Source organism: Idiomarina sp. T82-3 (assembly GCF_001577655.1).
GTDB lineage: Bacteria > Pseudomonadota > Gammaproteobacteria > Enterobacterales > Alteromonadaceae > Idiomarina > Idiomarina baltica.
Window position 1 is genome coordinate 201,308 of record NZ_LSBQ01000003.1, and the last position, 22,051, is coordinate 223,358.

General features: G+C 47.1%; 23 protein-coding genes. 11 read left to right on the plus strand and 12 right to left on the minus strand.

Annotated elements, in window-relative coordinates:
* Positions 1-82: 82 nt before the first annotated feature.
* The 3 genes from AWU56_RS03290 to sixA are packed head-to-tail and all read left to right on the plus strand — an operon-like array spanning position 83 to position 1,355.
* A complete protein-coding gene (locus AWU56_RS03290) occupies positions 83-514 on the plus strand; it encodes a type II toxin-antitoxin system RatA family toxin (RefSeq protein WP_006955244.1) in 432 nt (143 codons plus the stop codon).
* Positions 514-861 carry an RnfH family protein gene (locus AWU56_RS03295; protein ID WP_006955245.1) on the plus strand — a complete coding sequence of 116 codons (348 nt, stop codon included), beginning with the start codon at positions 514-516 and terminating at the stop codon, positions 859-861. Before AWU56_RS03290 ends, AWU56_RS03295 begins: the two co-directional genes overlap by 1 nt.
* Before the next feature lie 17 nt (positions 862-878).
* The gene (gene sixA / locus AWU56_RS03300) at positions 879-1,355 is read left to right on the plus strand and encodes a phosphohistidine phosphatase SixA (RefSeq protein WP_006955246.1); all 477 of its coding nucleotides are present in this window, start codon (positions 879-881) and stop codon (positions 1,353-1,355) included.
* A gap of 3 nt (positions 1,356-1,358) precedes the next feature.
* Here the strand turns inward: sixA and smrB are convergent, their stop codons facing one another.
* Positions 1,359-1,934: an endonuclease SmrB gene (gene smrB, locus AWU56_RS03305; RefSeq protein ID WP_006955247.1), complete on the minus strand. Its 576-nt coding sequence runs from the start codon at positions 1,932-1,934 to the stop codon at positions 1,359-1,361.
* A gap of 77 nt (positions 1,935-2,011) precedes the next feature.
* Here smrB and prmB point away from each other — a divergent pair, with 77 nt between their 5' ends.
* Genes prmB through AWU56_RS03330 form a run of 5 tightly spaced genes read left to right on the plus strand, consistent with a single transcriptional unit; the run spans position 2,012 to position 5,850 of the window.
* Positions 2,012-2,938 (plus strand): 50S ribosomal protein L3 N(5)-glutamine methyltransferase, encoded by a 927-nt coding sequence (gene prmB / locus AWU56_RS03310; protein WP_286681752.1) that lies wholly within the window; start codon positions 2,012-2,014, stop codon positions 2,936-2,938.
* A 9-nt stretch (positions 2,939-2,947) separates the two neighbouring features.
* The gene (gene aroC / locus AWU56_RS03315; protein WP_006955249.1) at positions 2,948-4,018 is read left to right on the plus strand and encodes a chorismate synthase; all 1,071 of its coding nucleotides are present in this window, start codon (positions 2,948-2,950) and stop codon (positions 4,016-4,018) included.
* Complete coding sequence (locus AWU56_RS03320; RefSeq protein WP_286681753.1) at positions 3,996-4,553, plus strand: elongation factor P hydroxylase; 558 nt, start codon at positions 3,996-3,998, stop codon at positions 4,551-4,553. Before aroC ends, AWU56_RS03320 begins: the two co-directional genes overlap by 23 nt.
* Positions 4,554-4,568: 15 nt before the next feature.
* A complete protein-coding gene (locus AWU56_RS03325) occupies positions 4,569-4,700 on the plus strand; it encodes an entericidin A/B family lipoprotein (RefSeq protein ID WP_006955251.1) in 132 nt (43 codons plus the stop codon).
* Between the two features lie 7 nt (positions 4,701-4,707).
* A complete protein-coding gene (locus AWU56_RS03330) occupies positions 4,708-5,850 on the plus strand; it encodes an ATP-NAD kinase family protein (RefSeq protein ID WP_286681754.1) in 1,143 nt (380 codons plus the stop codon).
* Here AWU56_RS03330 and AWU56_RS03335 read toward each other — a convergent pair.
* Entirely contained in the window at positions 5,847-6,167 is a 321-nt protein-coding gene (locus AWU56_RS03335; protein ID WP_006955253.1) for a 2Fe-2S iron-sulfur cluster-binding protein, read from the minus strand. The two genes, AWU56_RS03330 and AWU56_RS03335, sit on opposite strands and share 4 nt — an antisense overlap.
* Before the next feature lie 109 nt (positions 6,168-6,276).
* Here AWU56_RS03335 and AWU56_RS03340 point away from each other — a divergent pair, with 109 nt between their 5' ends.
* Both AWU56_RS03340 and gpt read left to right on the plus strand, forming a co-directional pair.
* Positions 6,277-7,587 (plus strand): NCS2 family permease, encoded by a 1,311-nt coding sequence (locus tag AWU56_RS03340; protein ID WP_006955254.1) that lies wholly within the window; start codon positions 6,277-6,279, stop codon positions 7,585-7,587.
* Positions 7,588-7,593: 6 nt separating this feature from the next.
* Positions 7,594-8,079 carry a xanthine phosphoribosyltransferase gene (gene gpt / locus AWU56_RS03345; RefSeq protein ID WP_006955255.1) on the plus strand — a complete coding sequence of 162 codons (486 nt, stop codon included), beginning with the start codon at positions 7,594-7,596 and terminating at the stop codon, positions 8,077-8,079.
* 40 nt (positions 8,080-8,119) lie between these two features.
* On the opposite strand, the gene AWU56_RS03350 is transcribed toward gpt, so the two are convergent.
* Together AWU56_RS03350 and tsaA are read right to left on the minus strand one after the other, a co-directional pair.
* Positions 8,120-9,829 (minus strand): proline--tRNA ligase, encoded by a 1,710-nt coding sequence (locus AWU56_RS03350; protein ID WP_286681755.1) that lies wholly within the window; start codon positions 9,827-9,829, stop codon positions 8,120-8,122.
* A 75-nt stretch (positions 9,830-9,904) separates the two neighbouring features.
* Complete coding sequence (gene tsaA / locus AWU56_RS03355) at positions 9,905-10,618, minus strand: tRNA (N6-threonylcarbamoyladenosine(37)-N6)-methyltransferase TrmO (protein ID WP_286681756.1); 714 nt, start codon at positions 10,616-10,618, stop codon at positions 9,905-9,907.
* Between the two features lie 220 nt (positions 10,619-10,838).
* Between tsaA and AWU56_RS03360 the strand changes: the two genes are divergently transcribed.
* Positions 10,839-11,498: a hypothetical protein gene (locus tag AWU56_RS03360; RefSeq protein ID WP_286681757.1), complete on the plus strand. Its 660-nt coding sequence runs from the start codon at positions 10,839-10,841 to the stop codon at positions 11,496-11,498.
* A gap of 19 nt (positions 11,499-11,517) precedes the next feature.
* Here the strand turns inward: AWU56_RS03360 and rcsF are convergent, their stop codons facing one another.
* The 8 genes from rcsF to AWU56_RS03400 all read right to left on the minus strand — a co-directional run bounded on the left by rcsF (position 11,518) and on the right by AWU56_RS03400 (position 22,042).
* Positions 11,518-11,853 carry an Rcs stress response system protein RcsF gene (gene rcsF, locus AWU56_RS03365; protein WP_006955259.1) on the minus strand — a complete coding sequence of 112 codons (336 nt, stop codon included), beginning with the start codon at positions 11,851-11,853 and terminating at the stop codon, positions 11,518-11,520.
* Between the two features lie 72 nt (positions 11,854-11,925).
* Positions 11,926-12,339, minus strand: coding sequence for an H-NS histone family protein (locus tag AWU56_RS03370; RefSeq protein ID WP_006955260.1), 414 nt, complete (start codon positions 12,337-12,339; stop codon positions 11,926-11,928).
* A 163-nt stretch (positions 12,340-12,502) separates the two neighbouring features.
* Positions 12,503-14,149 (minus strand): electron transfer flavoprotein-ubiquinone oxidoreductase, encoded by a 1,647-nt coding sequence (locus tag AWU56_RS03375; protein WP_040487827.1) that lies wholly within the window; start codon positions 14,147-14,149, stop codon positions 12,503-12,505.
* A 14-nt stretch (positions 14,150-14,163) separates the two neighbouring features.
* Positions 14,164-16,389, minus strand: coding sequence for a putative bifunctional diguanylate cyclase/phosphodiesterase (locus AWU56_RS03380; RefSeq protein WP_006955262.1), 2,226 nt, complete (start codon positions 16,387-16,389; stop codon positions 14,164-14,166).
* Between the two features lie 13 nt (positions 16,390-16,402).
* Complete coding sequence (locus AWU56_RS03385; protein WP_286681758.1) at positions 16,403-18,349, minus strand: acetoacetate--CoA ligase; 1,947 nt, start codon at positions 18,347-18,349, stop codon at positions 16,403-16,405.
* Between the two features lie 5 nt (positions 18,350-18,354).
* Positions 18,355-19,269, minus strand: coding sequence for a hydroxymethylglutaryl-CoA lyase (locus tag AWU56_RS03390; protein ID WP_286681759.1), 915 nt, complete (start codon positions 19,267-19,269; stop codon positions 18,355-18,357).
* A gap of 2 nt (positions 19,270-19,271) precedes the next feature.
* Positions 19,272-21,245 carry an acetyl-CoA carboxylase biotin carboxylase subunit gene (locus AWU56_RS03395; protein WP_286681760.1) on the minus strand — a complete coding sequence of 658 codons (1,974 nt, stop codon included), beginning with the start codon at positions 21,243-21,245 and terminating at the stop codon, positions 19,272-19,274.
* Positions 21,246-21,256: 11 nt separating this feature from the next.
* Positions 21,257-22,042: an enoyl-CoA hydratase/isomerase family protein gene (locus AWU56_RS03400; RefSeq protein WP_286681761.1), complete on the minus strand. Its 786-nt coding sequence runs from the start codon at positions 22,040-22,042 to the stop codon at positions 21,257-21,259.
* Between the last annotated feature and the right edge of the window lie 9 nt (positions 22,043-22,051).

The window sequence follows — 22,051 nt, forward strand, 5'->3', positions numbered from 1 at the left end:
AAAAGAAAATTCATTTTAAGGGCTTCAATGAATACGTGTTTGAGTTATCATTGCGCTAAACGAAGTAAGCGATAGAGGATTCATGCCTAGCATATCAAAAAGCGCGCTTGTCTCATACAGTGCTGAGCAGATGTTTAATTTAGTTAACGACATCGAATCATATCCTGAGTTTGTGCCGGGATGTGTTGGATCGCAAGTGCATGAGTCTGAGCCTGATTTTAAAATCGCAAGTCTTGATATTAGTAAGGCCGGCATTAAAAAAAGGTTCACTACGCGCAACCGTCTTTTCAAGCCAGAGCGGATAGATATGACGCTAGAAGATGGACCTTTTGAATCTCTAAGCGGTGGATGGCAATTCATTCCGCTTGCCGATGATGCCTGCAAAATTCAATTTGATTTAACGTTTGAGTTTTCAAACCGTTTATTGGGCATGGCATTTGGTAAGATATTCAGCGAAGTCACAGCGCGCATGGTCGATGCCTTTGCGAAACGTGCTAAGCAGGTTTATGGCTAATGATGGCGATGATGATGGTTGAAGTTGCTTATGCAACGCCAGAGCGACAAGCGATTGTTACGGTCACGGTTCCAGAAGGAACCGATGTGAAAACGTGTATTGAGCGGTCTGGAATACAGCAGCAATTTGTTGAAATCGATCTCGAACAACAAAAAGTGGGTATTTGGAGCAAGGCGACCAAACTAGATGCTCAGCCGCGTGATGGCGATCGCATCGAAATTTACCGTCCTCTAATAGCCGATCCAAAAGCGATACGTAAGAAGCGAGCGGAGCGGGCTAAACAAGAAGGACGCGCCGATAAAGTGACCGGTGGTCGTCCGGATACGAAACGTCGAACGAGCGAATAGGCGAAGTAGGAGTTGGGATGAAGCTTTATATCATGCGACATGGTCAAGCCGAACCAATGTCTGATGCGTGGCCAGACAGCGAACGCCGGCTTACGGATGAAGGTATTACTGAAGTCCAGCAGGCAAGTGAATGGCTGAGTCAGCAATGTGAAAGTTTGGAACAATGCTATGCCAGCCCTTATCGGCGTGCTCAAGAAACACAAAACGTGATGAATGAGCGGTTGAACTGCCAGCAACTTAAAACGTTATCTTGTTTAACACCAGAAAAGCGCGTTCATGAAACGGTGACTGAGCTTGCTGCTGAAATTTCGGTAGCGGGTGTGACCACCGCTTTGATTGTTACTCATATGCCCTTAGTGAGTTACTTGGTTGCTGAAATCGACAAAGCACAGCAACCACCGATCTTTGCAACGGCAGCAATCGCCGAAATTGAGTTTGATCCGCAGACGGGGACAGGACGCTTACAGCAACTGATGCAACCCGAGCATTGTTAGCACCTATTCTGGAGACTGCAAAAGAATAAGTATGGCTGCATCGCCGCCGTATGCTCGCGGCGCTTGATGGAAAGCTCGAACAGCGGGATGTTGAATAAGCCAATGAGGGAGTTGCTTTTTTAGAACCCCCGTCCCATGCCCGTGCATTACTGAGCAGCACGTGATCAACTCGTTTTCGCAAGCTGTCAGCATTGCAGCAAGTTCTTGTTTGGCTTGCGCAACTGTCAGGCCATGTAAATCAAGTAACATCTCGGGGGCAAACTCGCCTCGCTTTAGTTGTTTCGTCAAGTAGCGACTTTCTCCAGGCGCTGTATAGTTGATTTTATCATCACCGAGATAGCCCTCGAAGTTGTCAGAGAAGGTATCGTTAACCACATCTTGAACTTGCTTTATCGCTTGTTTTTGCTGTTTGTGGCGCTTGCGGTTGACTTTTTGTCGCGCTGATAAAGGCTCAATCTCATCATTTTTTAACGGCTTGATACCCGCCATAGCTTGTCGAAATAGCTGATGTTCGTCAGCATCTGACCGGCTTTCTTGGTCGCCACTATTTTCCAGTTTTGCTTTGTATTTTGAAGCCATGATGGATGATTCCTAGCGCTGCTTAAGGTATCTTATACGGCAGTTAAGTATAACCGATTTAATAGCAGGGGATAAGTTTGGATTCAGAAGCTACTCAGCAAGCCGTGAATGAACTACACACCATTGACGATATTTTGCGTTGGAGTGTTAGTCAAATGGGCAAAGCAGGTACCTACTTTGGCCATGGGTATGCAAACGCAGTGGAAGAAGCGCGTGCGTTGCTTGGCTACGTTTTATCGCTCACACCGGATGAACTCATCGATATGAGGCATTGTCGTTTAACTCAGCAAGAAAAGACACAGTACGTCGAGTTGCTCGGAAAACGCATTGCTGATAGGAAACCAGCCGCTTATCTTTTGAATCAAGCGTGGTTTGCAGGTTTACCTTTCTACGTCGATGAGCGTGTGTTAGTGCCGCGTTCGCCATTCGCCGAGCTTATCGAGCAAGGTTTTCAGCCCTGGCTTACTCAAGCGCCTGAGCGTGTCCTGGACATGTGTACGGGCAGTGGCTGTATAGCGATCGCGTGTGCCTACGCGTTTCCAGAAGCCGAGATCGATGCGACAGATATTTCTGCCGATGCGTTGAGCGTGGCTGAATTCAATATCGGGGAACATGGGCTTGAAGAGCAAGTCTTTCCCATTCAGTCGGATATATTTGTCGGTTTGCAGGGTCAACAATATGACTTAATTGTAACTAACCCGCCTTATGTTGACGCTGAGGATATGTCTGATCTGCCAGATGAGTTTCGGCATGAACCTGAACTAGGTTTGGCGGCTGGCGACGATGGCTTGAGCCTCGTGGATACGATGTTGTTAGAAGCGGCTGATCATTTAACAGATAACGGCTTATTATTTTGTGAGGTCGGTAATTCAATGGCAGCACTCGATGAGAAGTATCCTGAAACAGGCTTTATTTGGTTGGAATTTGAGCGCGGCGGGCACGGTGTCTTTGTGCTCAATAAAGCGCAACTCGAACACCATCGTGCTTGTTACGGAAAGGCGTAGGAGCGAGAAATGGCCGGGAACACCTGGGGCAAATTATTTACAGTAAGCACTTTTGGTGAGAGCCATGGTGTGGGGCTAGGTGCAGTAGTCGATGGCTGCCCAGCCGGAATCGAGCTTAGCTGCGAAGATATTCAGCAAGCACTTGATCGGCGGCGTCCAGGGACCAGTCGCTATACCACACAGCGACAAGAACCTGACCAAGTTGAGATCCTGTCGGGCGTGTTTGAAGGGCGCACCACGGGGACTCCGATCGGTTTACTTATTCGCAATCAAGACCAACGCAGCCAAGATTACAGCGCTATTAAGCAACAATTTCGCCCCGGGCATGCCGATTATACTTATCAAAAAAAATACGGTATTCGCGATTACCGCGGTGGCGGTCGTTCATCCGCACGCGAGACCGCGATGCGGGTTGCGGCTGGCGCGATCGCAGCTAAGGTATTGGCTCAGCAAGGTATTAGCATTCGTGCCGCATTAACACAAATGGGGTCGGTTGTTGCGCCAGTTAAAGATTGGTCTGCGGTTAATGGGAATGCGTTTTTCTGCGCAAATCCCGATGCGGTCGAGCCTATGGATGCGTTAATTCGCGAGCTTAAAAAGCAGGGTGACTCAGTAGGCGCACGCATTTACGTTGAGGCCTGCGGCGTACCAGTGGGTTGGGGCGAGCCTGTATTCGATAGGCTTGATGCGGATATTGCTAAGGCACTGATGAGCATTAATGCGGCTAAGGCGGTCGCTGTGGGTGATGGTTTTGATGTAGTCACCCAACGCGGCAGTGAACATCGCGACGAAATGACCATAGAAGGATTCCAATCTAATCATGCCGGCGGTGTGCTCGGCGGGATTTCAACAGGGCAGACGGTAAACGCAGAAGTGGCGTTTAAGCCCACCTCAAGCATTAGTATTCCCGGTAAAACGATTACGACTGAAGGTGAAGCCGTTGATATCGTTACCAAAGGGCGCCACGATCCGTGTGTTGGTATTCGTGCTGTTCCTATCGTTGAGGCGATGATGGCTTTGGTTTTAGTTGATCATTTTTTACGTGATAGAGGTCAGAATGCAGGCGTCCAGCGAAGTTAGCTGTGAGCACCAGTCACGTCACTACCAGCAATTAGTCGATATTTTTAATCAGTGTTTTGCAGATACTGAGCACACGATATTGGTGCGCGGTGACGATGAGCCCTATTATCGTCCAGCCGCCGAAGGTGAAACTTATCATCAAGTGGTATTCGCTCACGGCTTTTTTGCTTCAGCACTTCATGAGGTAGCGCACTGGTGTATTGCTGGGCGGGTGCGACGCCATATCTTCGATTACGGTTATTGGTATGTGCCTGACGGGCGTAATGCAATGCAGCAGCAACAGTTTGAAAAGGTCGAAGTGAAGCCTCAAGCGCTCGAGAAGTTATTTTCCGTTTGTGCCGGGGTGCCGTTTCAGGTCAGTGTCGATAACTTATCGGGTGTTGAGGTTAATCGACAAGCCTTTAATAACAAAGTAAGCGATCAACTTTTCGATTTTATGCGTACTTCATTACCGACAAGAGCGAAAGTTTTTGCTCAGGCATTATGTCGTTATTACCAACGACCTTGGCCTTCAGTCGAGTCGTTGGCACGTTAACAACGAGGAGGAATTATGAAACGCTATTTTGCGATGTTGATTGCGGTAATGGGTCTTGCAAGTTGCTCTACTATTGAGGGCATGGGACAAGATGTCGAAGATGCAGGCGAAGCTATCGAAGAGTCTGCGGATGAGAATGGAGCTTAGTTAATACATGCAGTATAGCCGTCGTTTCTCGATTGGATTAGTGATAAACCCTTTTGCAGGTATTGGTGGTGCTGTTGCACTGAAAGGAAGTGACGGCGAGCAAACTCGCCAAACAGCACTCGCGTTAGGTGCAACGCCAAAAGCCAATCATCGAGTAACGACGGCGTTGCAGCAACTGCAGTATCTAGCTAACCAGATCCACTTTGTAACGGCAGCAGGGTCTATGGGAGCTGACGCCGTCGCAGGGTTGGGCTTTGATTATAACATTGCATATCAACCCCAAGCGCAACAAACAGAAGCGACTGATACACAGGCTGCGATCAAAGCCATTCAAGAACACAATCCCGATGTGATTGTATTTGCCGGCGGTGATGGAACTGCTCGTGATGTCTACACTGCGATTAAGCCGGAACAGTTGGTGCTCGGTATTCCTGCGGGGGTGAAAATTCACTCAGGTGTATACAGTATTAGTCCTAAAGCCGCATCTCGGGTTTTAGAAAATATGATAAGTGGTGGTCTATCCAGTGTCCGTTATGCAGATGTAATGGATATTGATGAAGATTTATTTCGTCAAGGTACGGTAAAAGCGAAACGTTTTGGCGAGATGTTAGTGCCTGACGAGTTGCAGTATATCCAAGCGGTGAAAATGGGCGGCAAAGAGAGCGATGAGCTGGTGTTGGCGGATATAGCAGCCGAAGTTGAAGAGCGTCTTGATGACGAACATTTAATTGTTGGTTCTGGTTCAACCATTAACGCCATTATGGAAGACATGGGATTGAATAATACGTTGCTCGGTGTTGACTGGGTCCACGATGGCGATGTTTTGGCACAGGATCTGACCGAATCAGAGCTCTATGAGCGTGTGAAGCAGGTTTCTTCAGGGCAGGTTAAGCTGCTGCTCACTGTGATTGGTGGTCAAGGTCATGTGATTGGTCGCGGAAACCAGCAATTAAGTCCACGTGTTTTAGACGCGGTGGGGCGAGAAAATGTTTGGTTAGTCGCCACAAAAAGTAAATTAAAAGGTTTGGAAGGGCGTCCGCTGCGAATCGATTCAGGAGATGATGCGCTCGACCACGCTTGGTCCGGCATGATTTCCGTTATTACGGGTTATCATGACGAGGTAGTCGTGCGCATTGAAGCGGTCGATTAAAACTGACGCTTCGGTAGGTGGACAACGAGACCATCAAGCTCTTCAGTCATTTCTATCTGACAACTCAGGCGGCTGTTATCTTCCGGATCTATTGCCATATCGAGCATGTCTTCTTCTTGCTCAGAGGCCTGAGGTAATTTACTTAACCAAGCTTTGTCGACATAAACATGACAGGTGGCACATGAGAGAACGCCCCCACATTCACCGACGATCCCATCGATGAAATTTTCGGTAGCGGCTTCCATGACATTGGTGCCTACATCAACTTCGGCCTCGTGTTGACCACCCTCGGCATCAACAAAATATACGGTTGGCATGATTCATTCCTTATACTGCATTCATAATTATTGCCCGATAGGATAGAATACGCGGCTTTTAAGCTCAATCCAAAAATCGCATTTGTTGCACAAATAGGGTGGGAATTTCATGCAAGCAGTGGCGGCTTGGTTAGATAAGTGGTTTGGCTTTTACAGTCGCGGTAGTTCGGTGAAAAAGGAGGTGATTGGCGGCGCTACGACCTTCTTAACCATGGCTTATATTATTTTTGTGAACCCATCGATTCTGAGTGAAGCAGGGATGGATTACGGAGCCGTTTTTGTTGCCACATGTTTAGCTGCTGCAATAGGTTGTTTTGTGATGGGGTTTTGGGCGAACTATCCAGTCGCCTTAGCACCCGGCATGGGGCTCAATGCGTTTTTTACCTATTCGGTCGTTGGCGGCATGGGGTACGATTGGCAGACTGCCCTTGGTGCTGTGTTTTTCTCTGGTATTACTTTCTTTATATTATCGGTTTTTCGCGTGCGGGAATGGATCATCCAGTCCATTCCAATGACCTTGCGGCGAGCGATCGCTGCGGGGATTGGCGCGTTTTTAGCACTTATTGGATTAAAGAACGCGAATATTGTGGTGGCTAATGATGCCACCATCGTGACTTTAGGTCACTTAGGCGATCCATCGGTTATTCTCGCGGCGTTTGGTTTCTTTACGATTATTGGACTGGCAGCACGAGGTGTTCAAGGTGCTGCGTTGATGAGTATTCTTGCTATCACCTTAATCGCCTGGGTCCTAGGTTACGTAGATTTTACAGGTATAGCTTCGATGCCGCCTAGCTTGGCACCGACTTTTATGCAGATGAACATCGAGGCTGCATTTGACTTAGGTATGCTATCGGTCATTTTTGCGTTCTTGTTTGTCGACTTGTTCGACACCTCAGGTACGTTATTGGCGGTTGCTCAGAAGGCCGGACTGGCTAAAAGGGATGGTAGTCTTCCTCGTTTAGAGCGGGCTTTGATGGCCGACAGCACGGCGACAGTCGCTGGCTCAATGATGGGTACGTCGACTACCACCAGTTATGTCGAATCGGCCGCAGGTGTCGCCTCAGGCGGTAAAACGGGACTTGCAGCAGTGGTGGTCGGCGTTTTGTTTCTTTTAGCGATGTTTTTCTCGCCATTAGCCGGCATGATTCCACCGTATGCAACAGCCGGCGCAATTATTTATGTCGCAGTATTGATGTTGTTTACTTTGCAGGATGTTGATTGGAATGACATTACCGAAGCAGCACCGGTGATGGTGGTGCTACTCATGACACCACTCACGTTTTCTATCGCAGATGGTATTGCGCTTGGGTTTATCAGTTACGTCGTTATTAAGCTTCTGGCCGGTAAGACTAAAGAGTTAACCGTTAGCGTGGTATTATTGGCGTTATTATTTATTAGTAAATTTATTTGGTTGGGGTAACAGATTATGGGTTGGCACTCAAATAGAGAGTTTTTTGTTTCTTGGGAAGAACTACATCGCGCTACACGAGAGTTGGCACACCGCCAGTTACCCGCTGAACAATATAAAGGTGTAATCGCGGTGAGTCGTGGCGGTTTAGTTCCAGCTGCGATTATTGCACGTGAATTAAACTTACGTACTGTTGACTGTGTTGCGGTCAGTTCCTATGCACACGATCAGCAAAAAGATGAGTTGGCGTTATTGAAAGACGTATCAGCCACTGAAGATGGAGAGGGCTTCTTGGTTGTCGACGATCTTGTTGATACGGGCAATACCTTGAAGTTTTTACGTAAACGCTTGCCTAAGGCAAAGTTTATCACCGTTTACGCTAAGCCTGCGGGTATTGAGTTAGTAGACGATTATGTCGCTGATCTTGAACAAGAAACTTGGATTCACTTTCCGTGGGATATGCATTTGCACTATGTCGAGCCATTGGCGGGACAGGAAAGTTAAGCTGATAAAAAACCCCGCATTTGCGGGGTTTCTAGTGTGATTATGCGTTGCGCAAGGTCTGATTCAAAAACTCAAGCACGCTGTTAATCGGCATTTTTTGTTTGTCACGGTCACTACGTGATTGATACTCGACCATTTCTTCATCGAGATTACGTTCACCAATGACGATTTGATGCGGCACACCGATCAATTCCATATCGGTAAACATAACACCTGGGCGTTCTTTGCGATCGTCGAATAGCACATCAAAACCGGCATCGCGAAGTTGCTGATAAAGTTCGTTAGCAACTTTTTGTACACGTGCCGACTTATGCATATTCATTGGTACAATGGCAACCTCAAACGGTGCTAACTCATTTGGCCAGTTGATACCGCGGTCATCGTGGAATTGTTCGATCGCAGCTGCGACAACGCGAGAAACACCGATCCCGTAACAACCCATGGTTAAGGTTTCGTGTTTACCCGTTTCCGACAATACACCCACCTTCATCGCATTGCTGTATTTTTTGCCTAATTGGAAAATATGACCAACTTCAATGCCACGCGCAATCTGCAATGTGCCTTGACCACATGGACTCGGATCGCCTGCAACAACGTTACGAATGTCTTCTACAGCAGAGATTTCAGCATCGCGATCCCAGTTGACCCCAGTCAACCACTGACCCTGTTTATTTGCGCCACAAGCAAAGTCGGCTAGCACAGCGGCACTGCGATCAACGATGACCGGCATTGATGCATTAACAGGACCGATAAAGGAGCCGTGACAACCCATCAATTTATCGCTATCAAGCACCTCAATGGGCGCTGCGATCTGTGTTAGCTTTTCAGCTTTAATGGTATTCAGCTCGTGGTCCGCGCGCCAAACTAACATTACGGCGTCAGCCTCCACTTCATCGCTGGCTTTGACCAAAGTACATTGTACTGCTTGTTGTGCATCGACAGCTAATGGCTGCAGGAAAGCACTGACTTCATGACCTGTAACATCATGTACTTGTTTATCTTGACTGGGTTGTGAACGCTTTGTTTTCGGAGCGATTGCCTCTGCCATCTCCACGTTCGCCGCGTAGTCCGAACCATCAGAGAACGCGATGGCATCCTCTCCTGAGCCCGCTAGGACATGAAATTCGTGCGATGCGTGACCGCCAATCGAGCCTGTATCAGCAATAACCGGTCTAAAGTCTAGACCTAAGCGTTGGAAGATACGGCAATAGGCGTCGTACATTTCATCATAGGCTTGCTGCAGTGACTCATCCGTTAAGTGGAATGAGTATGCGTCTTTCATCATGAACTCGCGTGCACGCATCACCCCAAAACGAGGGCGAATCTCGTCACGAAACTTGGTTTGAATCTGGAACAGTGTCAAAGGCAACTGTTTATAGCTACTGACTTCTTTTCTTACCAACTCACTAATAATCTCTTCATGGGTCGGGCCTAACAAGAAATCACGCTCATGACGATCTTTAATACGCAACAGTTCAGGGCCATAGTCATCCCAACGGCCAGACTCTTGCCACAAGTCAGCGGGTTGCACCATCGGCATTAAAATTTCTAAGGCGTTGATACGCTCCATTTCCTCGCGTACAACACGCTCAACTTTCTTCAATACACGAAGACCGGTCGGGGTCCATGTGTAGAGTCCCGATGCCACTTTTCGGATCATGCCGGCTCGCAGCATTAGCTGATGGCTGACAATCTCAGCATCAGAGGGCGTTTCTTTTAAAGTAGATAGTAAATATTGACTGCTGCGCATGGTCGAACAATCTCTATGTCAGTTGAACAAAATCGGAGGGAAGTTTAACAGCCTATCTGCAAGCGACAAAGCCTTTTACGGACAATAGCGGACAATTTTTTCTACGGTCACTTCGTTGTCCACAACTCGCCACTTTATATCTAAATCATATAGGCGACTTGCGTAGGTTTTATTGTCAGTTTTGTTCTTTTTGTAGGCGGGACGCACATCAAAGCTAAGCAATTCAACAATTAACGACTCAAGCTGCGGATAAAGCTCTTTTTGCTGCTTTATGAAATGTGCCGCATCGCGAGCAAAAAAGACCGCTAAGCTGGCGCTAGGTGCTTCGGGTGCGAGCGAACTGCTGGCGTCGTCTATTTTGTCACAATACGGAATATAAGGCTTGATATCAATTAAGGGAGTGCCGTCAACTAAATCGGCACCGGCGACGACTAAATGAAAGTACGGTTCATTATTAACCGCTAATAATTTAACCGCCGACAAACCGATGTTGTTGGGTCTAAACGGTGAGCGGGTGGCAAATACGCCGACTTTTTGGTTTCCTCCAAGTCGCGGTGGTCTCACTTGTGCCTGCCACTGTGAGTCTTTGTTGTGATGAAACTGGAACACTAACCAAAGATGACTGTGTTGCTCGATTCCGCTGAACGCTGCGGGATAATCGTAATCACCGCAAGGCTTGATGATGCCCTGAACGTGGGTAGCGAGTCCTGGTTGGCGCGGTACAGAAAACTTTTCAGGAAAAGGTGTGTGTATATGAGCGATGGTTTGGGGCATTAGGTTGTTTGTCATTTATCTTAACTGTTAGCGGATTTAACTAAATTTTGGTGGTTGGAAAAAATAGAAGCATTGCACTAAAGCTATAAAAATTTATCTAAGTTTCTGTATTTAAAAGAAAAAATAACTTTGGCACACGCTTTGCTAAATCTTTACTACAACATAACTGTTTAGTTTGACCTGTTCACGATGTTTGGAGCGTCAGCTACAAAAATAACATAGAAAGGAAAGCAACATGATGAAAAATAAAGTATGGCCCATAGCAATTTTTTTAGTCGGTGGTTTGACCGTGACTTCAGCAGCTTGTGCGCAAGACGTTGTTAAGCGTTCACATACATTCAACGTGTCTTCAGATACAGAGCTGAGTGTTGAAGCAGCCGTCGGAACAGTTGAATTCGTGAAAGGCGATATAAACTCACAGGTTGTCGAAGTTGAGCTCGTTATAGAGGCCAATGATGATAGTTTTTTCTATGGTGGTGGTGATATTAACAGCGTGCACTTAGAGGCCGATCAACACGGTAATGAATTAGAATTAAGTATTGAACCGGATGACGAAGAGGTTGAAGTTACTTGGTGTATTACCTTACCCAAAATGAAAGGTGTTGATGCAGAGCTTGGTGTGGGTGAGATGTCTGGTGAACTGTATACCACTAATGCCTCTTTTGAAGTGGGCGTGGGTGAGATTGACTTAGTATTGCACGGTAGTGACGTAGAGCGAGTAAAAGCCGAAGCCGGCATTGGTGACACCCGTATCCGCGGTTCGGTGCGTGGAAACTCGAATCGAGAGCGCGTATTAATGACCTCAGAGAGTGAGTTGACGAGTTCGGGTGAATATCGCATTAAAGCGGAAGTCGGAGTAGGCGATATTACCTTAGATTTTGTGGAATTGAATTAACGTATTGGCGTGGCGACAGTTACTGCTTTGGTACTGTCGCCTTGCCAACGCAACTGACTTGAGTGTAACACCGAGCGCTTGAATCTGTCGGAATATTAAAGCACTGTACAGCGAATACATCTGTCGCATTGAAACGTGCTGCATCGTTACGAAGTGCTTGTTGAGCATCTAGAGTTGAAGCGGGGGCGCCACGAAAGGTGGCTTGGCAACTATCTCCAGTAACAACACTCAAGATCTTATGGCGATTCGGGTTGAGCTGCTGGTCATGCAGCTCAACTTCGTTGGGGACGACATTGAGGGCTCTTAGAGCAGATTCTTGTGAACCATATTGGTTACCAGTTGAACATCCAGCCATCAATGCACTGCAAAACACAACTGCTAAGAGTATTCGAATCCCCAATGACATTCTCCAATTAAATACTTTTCACTACTTTATCAAAAACTCTTCAAGTGCACGACCGTTGTCCAACGCGTTTTGTAGTGCTTTAGGCATACGCCCCTGACCTGTCCAAGTTTTTAACTCGCCGTTTTCGTCTTTAAATTCATACTTAGGGGGTTTAGGTGCGCGCTTACGTTTTGGCGATACAAGTTTATCACCACCAATTTCATCTTCTAAAATGTCAGAAATATCAATGCCGGCTTCTTGCATGTTGCGCTTAAGTTCGGCGACTTTCTGACGTTTTTCTTCAAGTGCTTTTTCTTGTTCGAGTGCGTCTTCTTCACGCTTGCTGATTACATTTGAGAGTTTCTTTTGAATGTCATATAGCTCGTTTAAATCTAATTCTTTAAGGGCTGCGTTCAAACGACGTTCGTGTGAAATTATATTAATAAACTCGCTCATGGATTCATCTCCGATAATTAAGTAATGGGTGCAGTGTTTATAAAACAATTCTCACTGGTAATTCTATAAGTAAATGCTAAATACGAGATATATTACAATTGGATTAGCTGTTTATTTATAAACATAAAAAAAGCGAGCTAAGCTCGCTTTTTTTTCAATTGAATTACATATTGGGGTAAGTCGGGCCGCCACCCCCCTCAGGGACTACCCAAGTAATATTTTGACTCGGATCTTTGATATCGCAGGTTTTACAATGGATGCAGTTTTGTGCATTAATCTTAAACACATCTTTACCATCTTCTTCTACGACTTCGTAAACCCCCGCTGGGCAATAACGTTGTGCAGGCTCAGCGTATTCAGGTAAGTTGACAGTTAGGGGAATATCCGCATCTTTTAATTTCAAGTGGCACGGCTGATCTTCAGCATGGTTAGTATTGGATAAGAAAACCGACGACAAACGATCAAACGTCAATTTATTATCTGGCTTAGGATAATCTATCGGCTGATAATGACTTGCCTTTTCCGTGCATTTATAGTCGGGTGTCCACTCTTTAAATTTAAATGGTAATTTGCCACCAAAATAGTTTTGGTCAAGCGTATTGTAAGCACCACCTAGTACCGTGCCTAATTTGTGAACTGCGCCACCGAAATTACGTGAGCGGTACAACTCATCAAATACCCATGACTTCTCAAATGCGCTTTTATAGACTTCCAAGTCATCATGCTGCTTGCCCTCAGCGAGCGCGTTAAATACAGTTTCTGCCGCAAGCATGCCAGACTTCATCGCCGTGTGATTACCTTTTATCTTAGAAAAGTTCAGCGTGCCGGCATTACAACCTAATAGAATTCCGCCTGGGAAAGTCATCTTAGGTAATGAATAATAACCACCTTTAGCGATCGCTCGTGCGCCGTATGTCACACGCTTACCATTTTCTAATACCGCTTTAATCGCAGGGTGGGTTTTGAATCGCTGAAACTCTTGGAATGGGTTGAGATAAGGATTCTTATAGTTCAAGTCGATAATTAAACCGACATACACCTGACCATCATCGGCATGATATAAATACCCCCCTCCTGAACCGTTGTCATTAAGAGGCCAGCCTGCGGTATGTACAACTTTACCCGGTTTGTGTTGTTCAGCCGGAATATCCCAGATTTCTTTAAAGCCGATACCGAAATGTTGTGGAGTCGCGTCTTTATCGAGTTGAAATTGTTGCAATAATTGTTTGCCTAAATGACCACGACAGCCCTCAGCAAAAAGCGTGTATTTTGCACGCAACTCCATGCCTGGCATGTAGCCATCTTTTTCTGAGCCATCTTTTGCAACGCCCATATCGCCAGTGATAACACCGCCAATACTACCGTCTTCGTTTTTAATTAACTCACTTGCGGCAAATCCCGGAAAAATTTCGATACCTAGGCTTTCAGCTTGCTCCGCTAACCAACGGCAAATGTTACCCATGCTAACGATGTAATTACCTTCGTTATGGAAGGTTTTCGGTACTGCAATATGCGGTAATTTACGACTATTTTGCGCATCGTTTAATAGCAGTATTTCATCCTCTGTGACGGCTGTATTGAGCGGCGCACCGCGCTCCTTCCAATCTGGGAAGAGTTCGTTCATTGCGCGCGGCTCAAATACGGCGCCTGACAATATGTGAGCACCAATATCAGCACCTTTTTCAACCACACAAATCATCAGTTCTTGCTCATTCTCTTGAGCAAGTTGCCCTAGTCGACATGCTGCCGCCAGCCCAGATGGACCGGCGCCCACGATGACAACGTCAAAGTCCATACTTTCGCGTTCCACGTTAACCTCCATAATCATGAGCTGATATCAATCGGCATCAGGCCATGATAGTTTTGCAATAGCTGTGTAATTTCGTCTGCGGGGACTGGTCGGCTGAATAAGTAGCCTTGTCCTATGCCACAGTCTCTACTTAATAAAAATTCGACTTGCTCGCTGGTTTCAATACCCTCAGCGACTAATTGAATATTTAGGTTCTTCGCTAAGTTTATAATGGTTTGAACGATAACTGCATCGTCTTCGTTGTCTGGCAGATCGCGCACGAATGAGCGATCAATCTTGAGCGAAGTCACTGGAAAGTTTTTCAGGTAAGACAACGACGAATAGCCGACGCCAAAATCATCGATAGCAAGCGACATACCATGTTCACGCACGGAGTGCATAAAGTTGGTGTGCGATTGTATATTTTCGATAAACACTTGTTCCGTGAGTTCTAACTCAATACATTTAGGTGATAGTCGTGCTTCGCTTACATTATCAACAATGGTGTCAACTAAGTCAGGCAGATGTAACTGCTTACCCGAGATATTGATTGCCATTGTGAGATCATTGAAGCCCATTTCGTGCCACCGTTTAAGTTGGTTACAGGCGGTCCGCATGACGTATTCGGATAGTGGTATAATTAAGCCTGTATCCTCGGCGATAGGAATAAATTGGTCAGGGCCAATCACTGTACCATCATCTTTTACCCAACGTACGAGCGCCTCAAGGCCTGTAATTCGGTGGCCAAGTAACTCTACTTTCGGCTGATAATAAACTTCTAAAGCCTCTTGCTCTACTGCATGACGTAGCTGTTTGACCATTTCTAATTTTTTTGCCAAATCGCGATGCACTGCTTGGCTATATATGTGATAGGTGTTGCGGCCATTATCTTTTGCTTGATAAAGAGCCGTATCAGCATTTCGAATTAAATACTCGGGATTATTGTCCGCATCTTCAGCGAATGCGATGCCAATGGATGCACTAATGAATAGCTCGTATTCATCGACATAGAAATGGGCGTCGAGTGCTTGCAATAATTGATCGGCAAGCGTCAAGATGTGCTCACGGGATGTCGAGTGAGGTACGGCTAATAGAAACTCGTCCCCGCCCGAACGAGCCAACACAGCTTCATTGGGCGCAAGCTTTTTGATGCGGCGAGCTACCCGCTTGATCAGTTCATCGCCAACGGTATGACCGAGCGCGTCATTGACTTCTTTAAAGCGATCCAAATCAATAAATAATATTGCAGTAAGGCCGTTCTTGGCGTCATCAGCGAGCCATTCGGAAAGAATTCGCATTAACGCATTGCGGTTTATAAGACGCGTCAGTGCGTCGTGTTCAGCAAGATATGCGATTTCTTTTTCAACGCGCTCTCGCTCGTCGATTTCTGAATAAAGTTCGATGTTCGCATCTGCGAGTTGCTGGGCTTTGTATCGGCTTTGAGCAACAATATAGAACACCAAGGTCAGCATCGCCGTGATGAATAACCCGGTAAATAACAAGGTGAGGGCAAGCCCTTGTCGTTCCTCTGCAAGCCGTGCGGGCGTCATCCACACATGCAGTTGCCATTGTGAGCCTAGCAGCTGAAGGGTACGGCTAACGGCCCATTGGTCTCGCAAGGTGACGTCACCGGCAAACTGATAGAGCGTCTGACCGTCGCGACTAATAGCTACTTGATAACCTTCAGAAATATTCTGCCGAATGACATTATTTAATAAATCTTGCAGACTAATGATCAATCCTAAAAAGCCTTGGCGCGAGGCATTTTCGATGCGCGAAAACATAACAATGTCGCTACCGATTCGCCCTAAGTTACCGGCACTACCTATCATCGCATGCTGATTACCCTCAGACTTCAGGAGTGTCGTTGTCAGTTCAGAACCTTTGAAAGGCGTGCCTAATAATTGAGCTTGACGATCGGGCGGATAGTATTTTTGAATGACTAAATCGGGGGATAACCACACCATCGCGGTGATACTTTGATAATAGAGTGAGATAATATTCGCATCGTCGTTCCATCTATCATCGAGCTCTTGTTTACTCTGCTTTAACTCACGTGCGAACAACTCAGTGGCGTATAAGTGCGCCACCAAGTTTTGTCGAACTTCGCGCTGAATATTATAAGCTTCGTTTTCAAGTGCCTCGCGTGCATCTATATTCTCTAGATAGCGTACATAGGAGAACGCGATGATTGAGATTAAGACCCCTGTTACTATGGTAATAACGGCTTGCTTGGCACCCGCAAAAAGCTTTAAACGCATGAATTAGACTCTCTTAACGACTGAGCTCTGGACGATCCTTAAACTCGTTCAAGGCATCGGGGTTCGCCAACGCATCGGTATTTTGCACAGGTTGTCCGTGCACAACATTACGAACCGCAAGTTCAACGATCTTACCACTAATGGTTCTTGGAATATCGTTCACTTGTAATATAACCGCAGGCACGTGTCTAGGGGTAGCGTTTGCACGAATCGTTTGCTTGATGGTTTTTACTAAGGCGTCGTCAAGTTGCACGCCCTCACGGAGACGCACGAATAGTACCACGCGCTCATCGTCATCCCATTGTTGACCGATAGCAATACTCTCTAGGACGACGTCCACCTTCTCAACTTGGCGGTAAATCTCCGCTGTGCCAATACGCACACCACCTGGGTTAAGTACTGCATCCGACCGACCGTAAATAATAACGCCGTCATGTTCGGTTAACTCGGCAAAGTCGCCGTGTGCCCAGATGTTATCGAAGCGTGCAAAGTAGGCGTTAAAATAGCGTTGGCCATCGTCATCACCCCAGAACCCAACGGGCATATTGGGAAATGAATTCTCGCACACCAACTCGCCTTTTTGTTGTTTAACAGCTTCGCCTTGATCATTGTACACATTGACCGCTAAACCGAGTCCTCGACATTGTAACTCACCGCGATAAACCGGCAGGATAGGGCAGCCTAGGGCGAAGCACGAAACAATGTCGGTTCCACCTGAAATTGATGATAAGCAGAGGTCAGTTTTAATATCACGGTAGACGTAGTCAAAACTTTCTGGAGGCAAGACTGAGCCTGTGGTCAATATGCTCCGCAATGCTTTTAGCTCGTGAGATTTACGCGGTTTGACATCGGCTTTTTCTAGCGCAGATAAATATTTTGCACTGGTACCGAACACGCTGATGCGCTCTTCATCGGCAATATCCCAAAGCACTTCCGGTTTAGGAGCGAATGGTGAACCATCAAACAAGACTAACTTAGCACCTAACGCGAGCCCACTGACCAACCAGTTCCACATCATCCAGCCACAGGTTGTAAAGTAGAACAGCGTATCTTCACGACCTAAGTCAGTATGCAAGCCGTGTTCTTTGCAATGTTGCAATAACGTGCCGCCTGCACCGTGAACAATACATTTAGGCACGCCTGTGGTGCCTGAAGAAAACATAATATAGATCGGATGATTGAACGGCTTTCTTACAAAATCAATATCGCTAGCATCATTGTCTAGGAAGTCCTCGTAACGCACCATGCGAGCGTCATCGACCACCTCTGACTGACCGCTAAAGTTAACAAGTACCAAATGCTCAACAGTCGGCAAGTTGTCTGCAATTTCGCTTACTTTATCCTTTATATTGAGATTCTTTTGGTTATAAAAGTAGCCATCGACTGTCATCAGGACTTTCGGTTCAATCTGGCCAAAACGGTCGAGTACACCTTGCACACCAAAATCCGGTGAACAGGATGACCAAATTGCACCCAAGCTCGTTGTGGCAAGCATCATTACGATGGTTTCAATGCAATTGGGCATCATTCCTGCGACACGATCGCCACTCGATACACCCTGCGTTTTTAGTGCATGTGCAGCACGAGCAACTTGCAAGTAGAGTGCTTCATAGCTGAGCTCTTGGCGCTCACCGTTCTCGCCGCGAAATACCAGTGCGCTGTGGTTATCTTTATGGCGCAGTAGGTTTTCCGCAAAGTTTAACTCAGCCTCTGGAAACCACTTGGCACCCGGAAGCTTGTCTTTATCTTGAACAATGACGTCGCCTTTTTCGCCAATCACATCAAAGTAATCCCAAATCAGCGACCAAAATGCTTCGTTGTTATCAATCGACCACTGATAGAGTTCGTGATAATTCGCAAGACCCGCGTCATTATGCACGTTTATCTGTTGCAGGAAATCGCTCATGCGCGCTTCAGCGATTTGATCCGCACTGGGTTGCCAAAGTCGTTCTGCTGCCATGTTAATTATCCTTTTTTTGCCAATTCTGCGAGTGCTACTTGAGAGCGAGGGCCATGCCCAAGGTGTTGACAAATATCAGCACCTGCACGGACGAGTGCATCAAGCTCGACGCCCGTCTTAATGCCCATTCCGTTTAACATGTATACCACATCTTCGGTCGCTACATTACCGCTGGCGCCTTTTGCATACGGGCAACCGCCTAAGCCTGCCACCGCACTATCAACGGTATTCACCCCGAGTTCCAAACAGGCAAGAATATTTGCTAAAGCCTGCCCGTAGGTATTGTGGAAGTGCAATGCCAACTGGTTGGCCGGCACCACCTCAAGTACAGCCTTGACCATTTCAGCCGCTTGTAGCGGTGTACCCACACCAATCGTGTCGCCAAGGGACACTTCGTAACAGCCCATTTCGATCAATTGCTGCGCTACATGTGCGACATCTTTGAGTGGTACATCGCCTTGGTAAGGACAGCCTAGAACACACGAGACGTAGCCGCGTACGCGTACATTCGCTTGTCGTGCTTGGCTGATTACCGGACGAAAGCGTTCCAGTGACTCGTCGATAGAACAGTTGATATTACGCTGACTAAATTGTTCTGATGCGGCACCAAAAACGGCAACCTCATCAGTATTCACCGCGAGCGCGTTCTCCAATCCTTTTAGATTGGGTGTCAGAGCGGAGTAAGTAATCCCAGAGTGACGTTCTATCTGTTCCATGATCTCGCCACTGTCGGCCATCTGTGGCACCCACTTCGGGCTGACAAAACTAGCGCTTTCTATATATTTTAGGCCCGTTTTAGACAGGGCATTAATCAGCTCTATTTTAGCGGCGGTCGGAACCGCCACTTCATTTTGTAAGCCATCGCGTGGACCGACTTCGACGATATTAACTTCATCCGGCATAGCGCTGCGTTTAAACATGCTTACTCCTTCTCGGCAATAGCAACGAGTTCGTCACCATCACTCACTAAGTCACCCGAGGCAAAAAATACGTCAGTTACTTCACCTGCGCAATGCGCTTTAATGGTGTACTCCATCTTCATTGCTTCCATGATGACAAGGGCTTGGTCTTTCTCAACGTGGTCGCCTTTGCTGACCAAAACATCTGTGATTGTGCCATTCATCGGCGCGACCAGGCCTCCACCGGCGTTGTCATCGACCAAGGTATCAGCCACCTTATGGCGATGCAGTGTCACTGGACCTTGCTCGGTAAATACAGTGAGTGTGTCATCACTGGTCGCAATGTAGCGCTGATAGCGATGACCGTTCACAACAACGTTGAGCTGATCATCTCGGATACTCGCTTGGATGGCAAAGCGCTCTTCGCCAATTGTCACGCTAAAGCCATTATCTGTTTGCTCGAGCTCAACACGATTCAGTTCTTCGCCGTCACTGAATTCAACCACGTGCACGGCGGCTTCATTCAAGCGCAGTGCATCAGCACGATCCCACGGACTATTGTTGGTGTTGATTTGCGTTTGACGTTGTAATACATCAAATACTGCCGCTTCAGTGCGTACCCAATTAAGATCTTGGGTCGACTCTGGGAATAACGATTGTTCATACTGCTGGATAAATTCAGTCGTGAGATCCATGCGCATAAATGCTGGATGGCTTGCTAACCGGTGTAAAAACTCAATATTTGTATGCAAGCCCGTCACACGGTACTGCTTCAAAGCGCGTTGTAACTTCAGTAAGGCGCGATCTCGGTCAGTATCCCAAACAATCAATTTGGCGATCATCGGATCGTAGAAACTCGAGATTTCATCACCTTGCTCGACACCCGTATCGATACGCACGCCGGCATTGACTGCTGGGGTACGAAGGTGACGGATCGTGCCCGTGCTCGGTAAAAAGTCGTTGGCAGGGTCTTCCGCATAAATACGCGCTTCGAAAGCATGACCGTTAACGGTGACGGCGTCTTGCGTCAACGGTAAGCTGTCCCCAGAGGCGACCATGAGCTGCCATTCGACTAAGTCTAAGCCGGTAATCATCTCTGTTACGGGGTGTTCGACTTGTAAGCGAGTATTCATTTCCATGAAGAAAAACTCGCCACTGGCGTCGTATAAAAACTCAACCGTGCCTGCACCCACGTAGTCAATAGCTTTTGCTGCTTTGACGGCAGCTTCACCCATCGCTTGACGGGTTGTTTCCGATAGCGCCGGCGCAGGCGCCTCTTCAATGACTTTTTGGTGACGGCGTTGTACCGAACAATCTCGTTCTGCAAGGTATACCGCGTTGCCATGCTGGTCGCAGAATACTTGGATCTCTACGTGGCGTGGATTACGGATAAAGCGCTCAAACAAGATTTTGTCATTGCCAAACGATGATTTCGCTTCACGTTTTGCCGAACTCAGTGCAGATTTAAAATCCTGCTCCGATTCGACCACGCGCATACCTTTACCACCACCGCCATAAGCGGCTTTTAAAAGCAGTGGGAAGCCAACCTCTTTCGCTTTGGCAAATAGTGTGTCTTCGTCTTGTTCGCTACCATGATAACCAGGAACTAAAGGTACACCCGCTTCTTCCATAATGGCTTTAGCGGCACTTTTAGACCCCATTGCAGCAATCGCCGAAACCGGTGGACCGACAAAAATAATATCATTCTGCTGACAGAGTTCAGCAAACGATTCATTCTCAGATAAAAAACCGTAACCTGGATGGATAGCATCGGCACCGGCAGATTTTGCGACGTTGATAATCGTGTCTGCTTTTAAGTAACTTTCGTTGCTCGGTGCCGGACCAATGTAATAGGCTTCGTCAGCAAGTTGCGTATGCCGTGCCTGTGCGTCCGCAGCCGAGTATACCGCAATGGTGCGGATACCCATTTGGCGTGCCGTTTCGATAACACGGCAAGCGATTTCACCACGGTTTGCAATAAGAAGTGATTGAATCATAAATAATCCCGTTAACTTTTGCTTTGCCACTGCGGCGCGCGTTTTTCTAGAAATGCAGTGAGGCCTTCTTGACCTTCATCTGATACGCGAATTTTTGCAATTTCCTCGATAGTAAATCGGCGCACCGGGTCACTAGTGGGTTGGTGTGCAACGCCACGAATAAGGCGTTTACACGCGCCCAAGGCTTGTGGTGAATTGTTTAATAGTGCCTCAAGAAGTGATGGCAAGGTGTCTTCAAATTCTTCAACAATTTCAGTGACTAATCCTGCTTGCAAGGCTTTTTCGGCAAAGAAACGTTCGGCGGTCAGCATATAACGACGCGCTTGGCGCTCACCCATAACACGTACGACATAAGGGCTTATCACTGCGGGGATGAGGCCGATTTTGACTTCGCTCAGGCAAAAACTGCTTTTGGGTAGTGCTAAAACCATGTCGCAACAGGCGGCTAAGCCAACAGCGCCACCAAACGCAGCGCCTTGCACGAGTGCGATGGTGGGTTTGCTTAACTGATCAAGTTGGCTCATTAAGCGATCGAGACCAGCGGCATCATCGATATTTTCTTGATAATCCTTATCCGCCATGGAGCGCATCCAGTTTAAGTCGGCGCCCGCGGAAAAGTTTTTGCCATTGGAACGCAATACTAAAACGCGCGCCTGTTCAGACTCCTCAACTTCAGTTAATGCGGCAACGAGCTCAGCGATCATTTTATCGTCGAAGGCATTGTGCACTTCTGGACGATTCAGGGTAAGCCATGCGACACCACGAGAATCGATAGAAAATTCAGTGTATTCACTCATGATTGCTCT